The following is a 12,331-nucleotide window of genomic DNA, read 5'->3' as shown; positions in this document are numbered from 1 at the left end:
GGTCAGACCCTGCCCGGACGCGCCGTAAACCCATCCATGGGGGCTCGTGAGCGGCATTCATGCCGCTCCAACGGTCCCGGCAGGGTCTGGCCGCCCTCGCCCGGCAGAGTCTGCGTCGTCGGTTGGAAAAAGCCAACCGTAAAAGAAGGGTCAAAGGCAGCCGACCAGCGGTCGGCACTACAGGGGCCTGCAGCCGGCGAAGGGAACGACAGCCGCCGCGAACTCAGCCGTGCAGCCCCTCGATCTCCACCAGCAGCTCCGCACGGCACACTTCGGCGTGCAACACCACGAACGGCGGCGCCGTCGGCAGCGCCGCCATCTGCGCCGCCACCGCCGCCATATCCTCCGCGCGCCGCACATACACCTTCAGCACCGAGGTCGAACCCAACGCCGGCGACAGCGACGGCCGCTGACCGCGCGCCGTATCCACCAGACTCTGCAGATTCCTCAGCGTCTCCCGCAACTGCTCATCCACCGCCCCCGTGTGCTGCGACACATGCCCCACGATCGCCGCCGTCCCCGACTGCAGCAACGGCAGGCCTGTGGCCAACGGCGGCAGCAACGCCCGCGAAAAACTCGGCGACTGCGGCCCGTACTGGCGTGGATAACGGAACGCGCTCACCTGGCGCGGATTCTCCAGCGGCAGGCCCGGCTCGCGCGCCGCCAGCCAATACACCTGCAGCCGGCGCTCACCGTCGAAACGACCAATGCAGGTCGCCGCCGGCAGTGCGGCTTCATCCAGTTCACGCAGGCCCCGCACGCGGCCCACGCAGAAACGTCGATAGCGTTCATCATCGCCATCGCCTTCGGTCACCGCGTCGAGATAGTTCCAGGTCCGCAGCAGGTGCGGATAACCGCAGCGCGACAGGAACGCGCTCATCCGCGCGTAGGCCTCGGCCGCGGCCGACTCGATATCGCTGTCGACCTCGTCGATCTCCAGCACCCCGAACAGCAGGCCGTCGGTGTGCGACCAGCGCACCCCATCGGTGGTGCCGTGCGCGACCGGCGTGCCGCCACGCCAGACCTCGATCTGCGCCGGGCCCTGCTCGGCCAGCGGTACCTGCAGCCAGCGCGGGTCATCCAGCGCGGCGTGGGGCAGGCCGAAGCCGAACACGGCCAGCGTCTGCGGGTCGGCCAGCGCGGCATCGCGCTGCGCGGCCGGGACGTAGGCCACATGGAACAACGCAGGTCCGGAGGAGGGAATAGCGACTGCCGGAGCTGTTGCGTTGTCGATCATGTTGCTCATTTCAGGATGTGAATGCTGCCAGTGCCGAGAGTGTCATGATAGCGTGCGCTCCTTTCTCGGTACCGCCACCGGTGCCAGGCGATGTCGACGGCCTTCTCTTGGTACCCATCCATCACGTTGGCGGGAATGATTGAGTTTTCTGTAATTGATTGGGCGGCGTGGGCGCCGGGCATCACCACCCGCGAGCAGTGGCAGGCGTGGGCGAACGCCCCCTGGCTGCCGACCGGTGAGGACACCCCGGCACTGTCCGAAGTGCCGGCCATGCAGCGCCGCCGGATCGAGCGGCTGGGGCGCATGGCGATCCAGACCGCCTGCTGGTGTGAGCAGCCCGACGACGGTGGCCAGGTGCCACTGGTGTTCGCCTCGCGACATGGCGACGTGGCCCGCTCGATGGAGCTGCTCAACACCCTGAGCGCGGACCAGCCAATGTCGCCCACGGCCTTCGGCCTGTCGGTGCACAACGCGATTGCCGCGCTGTATTCGATCGCCCGCGGGCATCGCGGCAACTATCTGGCCCTCGCGGCCGGCCGGGCCACGGTCGAGACCGCCTGCATCGAGGCCTTCGGGTTGCTGGCCGATGGCGCGCCCGAGGTGCGTCTGGTGGTCTATGAATCGGCCTTGCCGCCGGTCTACGCGGGTTTCGCTGACGAGCCCGACCCCTTCTTCGCGTGGTGCTGGCGGCTGGGGCCGGCCGACGGTCCGGGCACCCGGCTGTCGCTGGGCTGGGGCGCCGGTGGCGAAGACCGCCCCTCCGAGGCGCTGCCGCATGGCCTGGACGTGCTGCGCTTCCTGCTGGCCGGTGCACCGGCGCTGGCGCTGGACGCCGATGGCCAACGCTGGGCCTGGCAACGCCATGGCTGAGCGCTGGCCGGCCCGGATCAACCATGCCTGGCGGGTGCTGGGGACAGGGCTGAGCTTTGCCGCCTTCGGGATCGGGGGGCTGGTGCTGGGCGGCTTGTTGTTCCTGTCGTTGCTGCTGATCCGCGAGCCGGTGCGCCGGCGCGTGTTGGCACGCCGCCTGGTCCAAGGCAGCTTCGCCACCCACGTCGGCCTGATGCACCGGCTGGGGCTGATGACCTATGAGATCCGCGGGGGCGAACGCCTGCAGCGCAACGGCCTGCTGATCCTGGCCAACCACCCGACCCTGATCGACGTGGTGCTGCTGATCGCCCAGCTTCCCAATGCCGATTGCGTGGTCAAGCAGGCCGTGGCGCGCAATCCGTTCATGCGCGGCCCGGTCCGGGCCGCCGGCTACGTCTCCAATGATGACGGGGCGGGGCTGGTGGATGACTGTATCGCCGCGGTCCAGGCCGGCGGCAACCTGGTGATCTTCCCGGAGGGCACGCGCACCGTGCCGGGCCAGCCGCTGCGCCTGCAGCGCGGGGCGGCCAACATCGCGGTGCGGGGCCGGCTGGACATCACGCCGGTCCGGATCACCTGCACCCCGCCGACCCTGACCAAGGGCCAGAAATGGTATCGTGTGCCATCACGGCGATTTCACGTTCAGCTGGAAGTCGGGGAGGATCTCCCGATTGCCCCGTTTCTGAACGAGATCGGCGATGCGCCCAGGGGGGATGCCTTGGCCGCCCGGCGTGTGACCGATCATCTTGCCCATTACTTCGACTTCGCTGGAGACCCGACCCGTGCAAGCACTTGAGCACGAGATCAAGGAATTGATCATTTCATCGCTTTCACTGGAAGACATCACTCCCGAAGACATCGATTCCGCCGCGCCCCTGTTCGTTGAAGGGCTGGGCCTGGATTCCATCGACGCGCTGGAACTTGGATTGGCCCTGCAGAAAAAGTACGGTGTCAGCCTGTCAGCCGATTCGGAAGAGACCCGTCGCCATTTCTCCAGCGTGCGTGCCCTGAGCGAGTTTGTCGCCGCACGCCAGCCGTCCTAACGGCGCGTCAGGATTTACCCATGACCAAGAACGAACTTTTCGAGCGCATCGTCAAGATCCTCAAGGACAGCTTTGAGATCGAGCCGAGCCGTATCACGCCCGCGGCGCGGCTGTATGACGACCTGGACATCGACAGCATCGACGCGGTCGACCTGATCGTGCAGCTCAAGCCGCTGCTCGGCCGCAATCTGCAGCCGGAAGCGTTCAAACAGGTGCGCACCGTGCAGGACATCGTGGATGTGGTGCACGGGCTGTTGCCCGGTCAAGCGGCCGCCTGACGGCCATCGCTGAAGACTGACCATGGTCCGGGTACGCGTCGCGGCGTTTGCGTTGCTGTCGCTGGCATACCCGCTGGTGGTCTACCTGTCGCTGGGCCGGTTCGAGCCGCGCTGGTTGTCGCTGCTGCTGTTCACCCTGGCCGCGCTGCGCGCGCTGACCACCCGCCAGGCGGTGTGGTGGGTGGCCGCACTCGGCACCGGTGTACTCGCCCTGGTGGCCACGGCCTTCAACGAGGCGCTGCCGCTGAAGCTGTACCCGGCGCTGGTGAACGCGGTGATGCTGGTGATCTTCGCCACCAGCCTGCGCTTCGGGCCGAGTGCCGTGGAGCGCCTGGCGCGGCTGAGCGAGCCGGATCTGCCGCCGTTCGCCGTGATCTACACCCGCCGCGTGACCTGGATCTGGTGCGGGTTCTTTGTTCTCAACGGAAGTCTGGCCCTGGCCACGGCGCTGTGGGCGTCCAACCAAGTGTGGGCGTTCTACAACGGAGTGTTGGCGTACGTGATGATGGGTGCTCTGTTTGGCGGGGAATGGCTGGTCCGGCGACGGGTCAAGGCGGCGCATGCCCATGGCTGAGTGGATCGCACTGGACCGGCTGGCGCTGGCCCCGCGGCCGGGCCGCATCGTCGGCATCGCCGGCGACACCGTGGTGGAGCACCCGCAGTTCCGCGCGCAGGTGCTCGGCTGGCAGCAGGCGTTCGCGCGTGCGCCCGGCACCGACTGGGCCCTGTATTTCGATGACACGCTGAGCTTCGCCGCCGCTCTGCTGGGTGCCTGGCATGCCGGCAAGCGGGTGTTCCTGGGCGGCGACAACCTGCCGGCCACGCTGGAAGGGCTGAGCCCGTGCGTGGCCGGGTTCGCCGGCGACGTGCCGGCCCGGTATGCGCCGCTGCAGCCCGATGCGGCGGCCGATCCGGATCAGGTGCTGCAGCCGTTGGACGAAGCGGTGCTGGAGCTGGTGGTGTTCACCTCCGGCAGCACCGGCGCGCCGAGCGCCATCGTCAAACGCATGCGCCAGCTGACCCGCGAGGTGGATGCGCTGCAGGCCGCCTTCGGCGAGCAGCTCGACGGTGCGCAGGTGCAGGGCACGGTCTCCCACCAGCACATCTACGGGCTGCTGTTCCGGGTGCTGTGGCCGCTGGTGGCCGGGCGCGCGATCCAGCCGCGCCGGTTCTTCCACGAAGACCTGATCAGCGCGCTGGGCGGCCAGCCATCAGTGCTGGTGGCCACCCCGGCCCATCTCAAACGCCTGCCCGAGCAGCTGGACTGGTCCTCGCTGGACGGTCAGCTGCGCGCGGTGTTCTCCTCTGGGGGTCCGTTGCCGACCGAGGCGGCGCTGCAGGTGCGCGCCTTGATGGGCGTGGCCCCGACTGAAGTCTTCGGCAGCAGCGAGACCGGTGGCGTTGCGTGGCGGCGCTGGAGTGCAGCGCGGCCGCAGTGGCATCCGTTGCCCGGCGTCGCCTGGCGGATCGACGAGGGCTGCCTGGCGGTCCGCTCGCCGCACCTGGCGAGCGAGGACTGGTGGCTGACCCAGGACCGTGCCGTGGCCGACGACGGCCACAGCTTCCGCCTGCTCGGGCGCGCCGATCGCATCGTCAAGATCGAAGAGCGCCGCGTCTCGCTGGATGCCCTGGAGCAGCAGCTGCGTGCGCACCCGGCGGTGCAGGACGTGCGGGTGCTGGTGCTGCCGGGCGCGCGCGAGCAGCTGGCCGCCGTGGTGGTGCCGCAGGCGACCGGGGTCGCGCAGTGGGACGACGCCGAGCGCCGCCGCCAGGCGCAGCAGCTCAGCGCGCATCTGGCCCGCAGCCATGACGCCGTGACCCGGCCGCGCCGCTGGCGCTTCATCGACGACCTCCCCGTCAACGCGCAGGGCAAGGTCACCGCCGCGGCACTGGCGGCGCTGTTCCGCCCGTTGATGCCGACGGCCGAGTGGCAGCAGCGCGATGACACCATCGCGTCGCTGCAGTTTGTTCTGGATCCTGACCTGGTAGCGTTCGACGGGCATTTCCCGCAGGCGAAGATCCTGCCCGGCGTGGTTCAGCTGGACTGGGCGATCCACTACGGCCGCAGCGCCTTCACGATGCCGCCGCGGTTCGTACGGATGGACGCGGTGAAGTTCCAGCATGTGGCGCGCCCCGGCGACTGCCTGCAGTTGAGTCTGGGCTGGGATGCGGCGAAATCGGCAATGAGCTTCCGCTATGTCTCCGACCATGGCGTGCATGCCAGCGGCCGGGTGGTGTTCGGCGATGCGTGATGACACGGGCAGTGGCATGAGCAGGCCTGCCTTCGCCCCGTTGGTGGTGATTCCGGTCTACGACCACGCGCACGCGATCGGCGCGGTGGCGCAGGGCGTGCTGGCCAGTGGCCTGCCATGCCTGCTGGTGGACGATGGTTCGCATCTGGACTGCGCGCAGGTGCTCGATGCCCTGGCGCGCGCGCACGCACCGCAGGTGACGCTGCTGCGGCTGGCGGTCAACCAGGGCAAGGGCGGCGCGATGCTGGCCGGGTTCGCGGAGGCCGCGCGTCTGGACTACAGCCATGTGCTGCAGATCGATGCCGATGGCCAGCACGACACCGGCGATATCCCGCGCTTCGTCGCGCTGTCGCAGGCGCAGCCGGAGGCGGTGATCTGTGGCACGCCCGCCTACGATGCCAGCGTGCCCAAGGCGCGCCTGTACGGCCGCTATGCCACGCACATCTGGGTCTGGATCAACACGCTGTCGCTGCAGATCCGCGATTCGATGTGCGGCTTCCGCCTGTATCCGCTGGCACCGGTGACGCGCCTGATCGGTGAGGAAACCATCGGCCGGCGCATGGATTTCGACAGTGAGATCCTGGTGCGGCTGTTCTGGCGTGGGGTGAAGGTGATCAATGTGCCGACCGCGGTGACCTATCCCAGCGATGGCGTCTCGCACTTCGATGTGTGGCGCGACAACGTGCGCATCAGCCGCATGCACGCGCGCCTGTTCTTCGGGATGCTGTGGCGCGCGCCGCGGCTGCTGTGGCAGCGCATCGCAGGTCCTCGCGCATGACCACGCCTGCACCTGAGAGCGCGCCGCACTGGGCCGACATCGGCGAGTCGACCTCGGCCGCCGGCGTGCTGTTTCTGTGCTGGGTGCACCGCTGGTTCGGGCGCTGGCCGTTCCGCCTGTGCGTCTACCCGGTGGTGCTCTGCCACTGGTTGACCAACCGGGTTGCACGCCAATCCTCGCTGCAGTACCTGCAGCGTCTACAGGCGCATACCGGCGTGTTTTCCGCACCGCCGGGCCGCTGGCAGAGCCTGAAGCACTTCGCGCTGTTTGCCGACACCATGCTCGACAAGCTGCTGGGCCTGGGCGGTCGCTACCCACCCGAGCGCATCTATCTGCAGCGCGACCTGGTGCTGGACAAGATCGCGCGCCGTGAAGGCGGCCTGATCCTCACCGCGCACATCGGGTGCCTGGAGTTGTGCCAGGTGCTGGCTGAGCAGGTGCCCGGCTTCCACATCACCGTGCTGGTGCACACCGCGCACGCGCAGCGTTTCAACCGGCTGATGCAGCGGCTCGATCCGCTGGCCTCGGTGGAACTGCTGCAGGTCACGGACATGGGCCCGGCCACCGCGGTCGAGCTGCAGCGCCGGGTCGAGGCGGGTGGCTTCGTGGCCATCGTCGGCGATCGCGTGCCGCTGCGCGGCGGTCGCACGGTACCGGCCTCGTTCCTCGGCCACACCGCGCAGTTCCCGATCGGCGCCTATGTGCTCGCTGCGGCACTGGCGTGCCCGGTCTACACCATGGCCTGCCTGCACCACGGCGCAGGCTACCGCGTGCGTTTTGAGCACTTCACCGAGCGCATCGTATTGCCGCGCGGTTCGCGTGACGCCGCGCTGACTGCGCAGGCTGAAGATTTCGCCCGGTGGCTGGAAGTTCAGGTCACCCAGGCACCCTTGGACTGGTTCAATTTCTTCCCCTTCTGGGATCAGGCATCGCATGGCAAGTAAGGCCGATCAGACACCCTCCGTCCGCTTCGGCGATGCGCCGCTGACCATCGAAGACGTGGTCGCGCTCTCGCAGCGGCAGGCACAGGCCGTCGTCACCGACGATGCGGCATTCACCTCGCATATCCAGCGCGGCGCGGATTTCCTTGATCGCCTGCTGCGCGAAGATGGTGTCATCTACGGGGTGACCACCGGCTACGGCGATTCGTGCACGGTGAACATTCCGCCGGCGCTGGTGGCCGAGCTGCCGCATCACCTGTTCACCTACCACGGTTGTGGCCTGGGCCGTTTCCTGGATCCGCAGGAGACCCGCGCGGTGATCGCTGCACGCCTGGCCTCGCTGGTGCGTGGCATGTCCGGCGTCAGCCACCCGCTGCTGCAGGGCCTGGCCACCCTGCTGCGCCACGACGTGCTGCCGCTGATTCCGGCCGAGGGTTCGGTCGGTGCCAGTGGCGATCTGACCCCGCTGTCCTACGTGGCCGCGGTGCTGTGTGGGGAGCGCGAGGTGATGTACCAGGGGGCGCGCCGCCCGGCCGCCGAGGTGCTGGCCGAGATTGGCATGGCCCCGCTGCGGCTGCGCCCCAAGGAAGGCCTGGCGATCATGAACGGCACCGCCGTGATGACGGCGCTGGCCTGCCTGGCGTATGACCGCGCCGACTACCTGACCAGGCTCGCCACGCGCTTGACCGCGTTCAACGTGCTGGCCAGCGACGGCAACGCACATCATTTCGATGAGATGCTGTTTGCCGCCAAGCCGCACCCGGGCCAGATGCAGATCGCCGCGCGCCTGCGCCAGGACCTGCACAGCGACCGCCCGCCGCGCAACGAACAGCGCCTGCAGGACCGTTACTCGCTGCGCTGCGCGCCGCATGTGATCGGCGTGGTGCAGGACGCGTTGCCGTTCTTCCGCCAGCTGATCGAAACCGAACTCAACAGCGCCAACGACAACCCGCTGATCGACGTCGAGGGCGAGCGCATCCTGCATGGCGGGCACTTCTATGGCGGCCACATCGCCTTTGCGATGGATGCGCTGAAGAACACCATTGCCAACCTGGCCGATCTGCTCGACCGGCAGATGGCGCTGGTGGTGGACGCGCGCTTCAACCACGGCCTGCCGGCCAATCTGTCGGCCGCCACCGGTGAGCGTGCAGCGATCAATCATGGCCTGAAGGCGCTGCAGATCAGCGTGTCGGCCTGGACCGCCGAAGCGCTCAAGCAGACCATGCCGGCCTCGGTGTTCTCGCGGTCCACCGAATGCCACAACCAGGACAAGGTCAGCATGGGCACCATCGCCGCGCGCGATTGCCTGCGCGTGATCGAACTGACCGAACAGGTCGTCGCCGCGCTGCTGATCACTGCCCGCCAGGGCGTGGCGCTGCGCGAGCGCGTCGGCATGAAGGCGACGTTGCACGGCGATCTGGCTGCGATGTACCAGGACCTGTCCGAGCGCATTGCCCTGATCGAGGAAGACCGCGCGCTGGATGGCGAGCTGCGCGCCCTGCTGGATGACATCCGCGCACAGCGCTGGGAGTTGTATGTCGACGCCTGATCTGAGCTGCGAGGTAACGCTGTCGCCGGCCTTCCATGACTGCGACGCCATGGAAGTGGTCTGGCACGGCAATTACTTCAAGTATTTCGAGATCGCGCGCTGCGCACTGCTGCAGCGCCACGATTATGACTATCCGCAGATGCGTGATTCCGGCTACCTGTGGCCGGTGGTCGATGCGCGGGTGAAGTACATCCGGCCGCTGCTGTACGGCCAGGCGCTGCGCGTGCGCGCCACGATCACCGAGTGGGAAAACCGCCTGAAGATCGCCTACGACATCCTGGATGCGGACAGCGGTACCACGCTGACCCGCGCCCACACCATCCAGGTCGCGGTCGACGCGGCCACCAATGAAATGCTCTACCTGTGCCCGCCGGTGCTGTGGGAGCGTCTGGGAGTGCAACCGCAATGAACCGTTTCCTGCGCACGCTGTGCGTGCTGGTGATGCTGGCCATGGTCGCCCCGGCGCTTGCCGCCACCGATGTGGAGGCCGTCAAACAACGCGTAGCCAAGGTCGACGTGCTGCGTGGCGAGTTCTCCCAGGAGAAGCAGGTCGCCGGCTTCAAGAACCCGCTTCGCTCGCAGGGCCGCTTCGTGCTGGCCCAGGATCACGGCGTGATCTGGACCACGCTCAAGCCGTTCCCGTCCGAGGTGGTGGTCACCCGGGACCGCATCCTCAGCCGGCAAAGCGATGGCAGCAGCCGGGTCGAACTGGATGGCCGTCAGCAACCGGCGATGCGCTCGGTCAACGCGATCATGTTCGCGCTGATGAGTGGCGATGCGCAGGCGCTCTCGGCGCAGTTCACGGTCAAGGTCGAGGTGCTGCCCGGCAACGCCTGGAAAATGCAGCTGACCCCGCGCTCGGCGATGCTCGGCAAGGTGTTCGCGCAGCTCACCCTGAGCGGCGACCGTTACGTGCGCGAGGTCCAGATCAACGAGGCCAACCAGGATGTCACCCGCATCCATTTTGCCGGCATGAGCGATACGCCGGCCACGCTCAGCACCGACGAGGGTCGCAGGTTTGAATGACGTGCTGACCTCGAACGGCCGACTGCAGCGCATCTGGCGCTGGCTGGCCATCGCCTGGTTGCTGGTGCTGGTCGGCCTGGGCGTGCAGCAGTGGCAGCTGTGGAAGAGCGAATCGCGGATCGACACCGACATCCTCGCGCTGTTGCCGCAGGACGCGCATGACCGTCTGTTGTCCGATGTCACCCGGCGCATCGCCGATGCCAATGCGCGCCAGATCGTGGTGCTGCTGGGCAGCACCGATGCCGCGCAGACCAAGGCGGCCGAGGCGACCTTCCGCGCCACCCTGCGCGACAGCGCCGACGGCAAGGCCCTGCTCCAGGAGAGCGGCTCGATCGAGGGCTGGTTCGATCAGGCCCGTGCGTTCTACGCACCGTATCGCGATCGCCTGCTGACCAGCGCACAGCGCGAGCGGCTGCAGAACGAACCCACCCAAGGCCTGGCCGAGTCGGCGCTGGCGGCGCTGTACGGCCCGATGGGCGCACCGCGCCTGACCGAGTGGCGCCAGGATCCGCTGTCGCTGTGGCCGCAGTGGTGGCAGGAACGCGCGCTGGGCTCGGGCCTGCAGATGGGCGACGACGGCCTGCTGGAGGCCGATAGCAAGCACTGGTCGATCGTGCAGTACGACACGGTCGGCTCGGCGTTCCAGCTCGATGGCGAGCGCCATATCGATCTGCTGCTGGATACCGCCGCCGAGGCCGCCGCCAGGCAGGCGCCGGGGCTGGAGGTGCTGCGTGCCGGTGTGCCGCTGCATGCCGAGGCCGCTGCGGTGCAGGCCAACTGGGAAATCAACACGATCGGCTGGGGCTCGCTGGCCGCGGTGCTGCTGCTGGTGTGGCTGGCATTCCGCTCGCTGCGCCCGATCCTGCTGGTGGCCGCCTCGCTGCTGATCGGCTGCGGTGTCGCGCTGGCGGTGACGGTGCTGGTGTTCGGCAAGGTGCACGTGCTCACGTTGGTGTTTGGTGCGTCACTGGTCGGTGTTGCCGAGGACTACGGCATCCACTGGTTCGCCTCGCGCCAGGCCGAGCCGGCCGACCGTCGCTGGAAACTGCTGCGGCATCTGCTGCCGGGCCTGTGGCTGGCGTTGCTGACCAGCGCGCTGGCGTATCTCGCGCTGGGCCTGGCCCCGTTCCCGGGGCTGCGCCAGATGGCGCTGTTCTCGGTGGTGGGCCTGGCGGCCGCGTTCCTGACCGTGATCTTCTGGTTCCCGTGGCTGGATGGCGGCGAAATCCGTCGCACCGGCTTTGCCCGCTGGCTCGGCGCCACGCTGGAGCGCTGGCCGCGCCTGCATGGGCGCAAGGCGGCGATGTTCCTGGGCGTGGTGACGCTGCTGTCGGCGATCGGCATCGCGCGCCTGCAGACCAACGATGACCTGCGCAGCCTGCAGTCCTCGCCACCGGCGCTGATCGCCCAGCAGATCCGCATCAGCCAGATGCTGGGCATGCCCAGCCCGGCGCAGTTCTATCTGGTCCAGGGTGACACCGCCGAGCAGGTGCTCGAGCGCGAAGAAGCGCTGATCGACCGCCTGCGCGTGCTGGAAGCAGACAAGCAGATCGGCGGCTACCGTGCGATCAGCGACTGGTTGCCTTCGCAGAAGCGCCAGCAGGCCGATGCCGCGCTGACGGCCAAGGTCGAGCCGCAGGTGCTGGCCCAGGTCGGTGAGGCCGTGGGTGAGCCGCTGCTGCGCCCCGCCTATGCCGCGCAGGATCTGCAGGCCGAGGCCTTCCTCGCATCGCCGGCGGCGATGCCGTTCCGCCACCTGTGGCTGGGCACGGTCGGGCAGGGCGTGGCGTCGGTGGTGATGGTCGATGACCTCTCCCGCGCCGATGCACTGGCCCTGCTGGAAGCACAGGCCAAGGGCATCGATGGTGTGCGCTGGGTCGACCGTACCGCCGATTTCTCGCAGCTGCTCAAGCACTACCGCAAGCTGATGAGCGGCCTGCTGCTGATCGGTATCGCGCTGGTGTTCGCGGTGCTGTACTGGCGCTACCGCGGGCAGGCCTGGCGCGTGCTCGCCCCGACCCTGGTTGCCGGTGCGCTGACGCTGGCCCTGCTGGGCCTGTTCGGGCAACCGCTGCAACTGTTCAACGTGCTCGCGCTCATGCTGCTGCTTGGCATGGGCATCGACTACGGGATCTTCCTGATCGAGCACCGCGGCGATGCCAGTGCCTGGTTGGCCGTGTGCGTTGGCGCGGCCAGCACCTGGCTGTCGTTCGGCCTGCTCGGGCTGTCGGCCACGCCGGCGCTGCGCGCGTTCGGCTTGACCCTGCTGTTCGGCATCGGCCTGGTCTGGCTGATTTCGCCGCTGTTCCGCCCCCCGCCGCACGACGCCCCACACTGAGCGACCGCGTTTTCCTCAC

At 68.3% G+C, this 12,331-nt stretch carries 13 protein-coding genes; 12 read left to right on the top strand and 1 reads right to left on the bottom strand.

Annotated features, from left to right (window positions below; translation table 11 throughout):
• Positions 1-223: 223 nt before the first annotated feature.
• Positions 224-1,246 (bottom strand): pteridine-dependent deoxygenase, encoded by a 1,023-nt coding sequence (locus QMX81_RS13720; RefSeq protein WP_282262276.1) that lies wholly within the window; start codon positions 1,244-1,246, stop codon positions 224-226.
• A 126-nt stretch (positions 1,247-1,372) separates the two neighbouring features.
• Between QMX81_RS13720 and QMX81_RS13715 the strand changes: the two genes are divergently transcribed.
• From QMX81_RS13715 to QMX81_RS13660, 12 genes are read left to right on the top strand one after another with little or no spacing between them, the layout of a single operon-like run.
• Entirely contained in the window at positions 1,373-2,107 is a 735-nt protein-coding gene (locus tag QMX81_RS13715; RefSeq protein ID WP_282262275.1) for a beta-ketoacyl synthase chain length factor, read from the top strand.
• Entirely contained in the window at positions 2,100-2,903 is an 804-nt protein-coding gene (locus QMX81_RS13710) for a lysophospholipid acyltransferase family protein (protein ID WP_121041337.1), read from the top strand. The genes QMX81_RS13715 and QMX81_RS13710 overlap by 8 nt, the downstream gene beginning before the upstream one ends.
• Positions 2,890-3,150: a phosphopantetheine-binding protein gene (locus QMX81_RS13705; protein WP_019185497.1), complete on the top strand. Its 261-nt coding sequence runs from the start codon at positions 2,890-2,892 to the stop codon at positions 3,148-3,150. Before QMX81_RS13710 ends, QMX81_RS13705 begins: the two co-directional genes overlap by 14 nt.
• 20 nt (positions 3,151-3,170) lie before the next feature.
• The gene (locus QMX81_RS13700; RefSeq protein ID WP_019185496.1) at positions 3,171-3,428 is read left to right on the top strand and encodes an acyl carrier protein; all 258 of its coding nucleotides are present in this window, start codon (positions 3,171-3,173) and stop codon (positions 3,426-3,428) included.
• Between the two features lie 22 nt (positions 3,429-3,450).
• Positions 3,451-4,002 carry a hypothetical protein gene (locus QMX81_RS13695; RefSeq protein WP_152152108.1) on the top strand — a complete coding sequence of 184 codons (552 nt, stop codon included), beginning with the start codon at positions 3,451-3,453 and terminating at the stop codon, positions 4,000-4,002.
• The gene (locus QMX81_RS13690; RefSeq protein ID WP_121040887.1) at positions 3,995-5,680 is read left to right on the top strand and encodes an AMP-binding protein; all 1,686 of its coding nucleotides are present in this window, start codon (positions 3,995-3,997) and stop codon (positions 5,678-5,680) included. The genes QMX81_RS13695 and QMX81_RS13690 overlap by 8 nt, the downstream gene beginning before the upstream one ends.
• Positions 5,673-6,458: a glycosyltransferase family 2 protein gene (locus QMX81_RS13685; RefSeq protein ID WP_282262268.1), complete on the top strand. Its 786-nt coding sequence runs from the start codon at positions 5,673-5,675 to the stop codon at positions 6,456-6,458. Before QMX81_RS13690 ends, QMX81_RS13685 begins: the two co-directional genes overlap by 8 nt.
• Positions 6,455-7,402, top strand: coding sequence for an acyltransferase (locus QMX81_RS13680; protein WP_121040883.1), 948 nt, complete (start codon positions 6,455-6,457; stop codon positions 7,400-7,402). Before QMX81_RS13685 ends, QMX81_RS13680 begins: the two co-directional genes overlap by 4 nt.
• Entirely contained in the window at positions 7,392-8,948 is a 1,557-nt protein-coding gene (locus tag QMX81_RS13675; protein WP_121040881.1) for an aromatic amino acid ammonia-lyase, read from the top strand. The genes QMX81_RS13680 and QMX81_RS13675 overlap by 11 nt, the downstream gene beginning before the upstream one ends.
• Positions 8,935-9,357 carry a thioesterase family protein gene (locus QMX81_RS13670; protein ID WP_282262260.1) on the top strand — a complete coding sequence of 141 codons (423 nt, stop codon included), beginning with the start codon at positions 8,935-8,937 and terminating at the stop codon, positions 9,355-9,357. The genes QMX81_RS13675 and QMX81_RS13670 overlap by 14 nt, the downstream gene beginning before the upstream one ends.
• Complete coding sequence (locus tag QMX81_RS13665) at positions 9,354-9,974, top strand: outer membrane lipoprotein carrier protein LolA (RefSeq protein ID WP_282262258.1); 621 nt, start codon at positions 9,354-9,356, stop codon at positions 9,972-9,974. The genes QMX81_RS13670 and QMX81_RS13665 overlap by 4 nt, the downstream gene beginning before the upstream one ends.
• Positions 9,967-12,312, top strand: a complete 2,346-nt coding sequence (locus tag QMX81_RS13660) for an MMPL family transporter (RefSeq protein ID WP_282262256.1) — start codon at positions 9,967-9,969, stop codon at positions 12,310-12,312. Before QMX81_RS13665 ends, QMX81_RS13660 begins: the two co-directional genes overlap by 8 nt.
• Positions 12,313-12,331: the final 19 nt, after the last annotated feature.

Origin of the sequence: Stenotrophomonas sp. PS02301 (assembly GCF_029959485.1) — a bacterium.
Classification (GTDB): Bacteria; Pseudomonadota; Gammaproteobacteria; order Xanthomonadales; family Xanthomonadaceae; genus Stenotrophomonas; species Stenotrophomonas maltophilia_Z.
The sequence above is the reverse complement of the archived record's forward strand: the minus strand, read 5'-3'. Positions and strand labels throughout refer to the sequence as shown.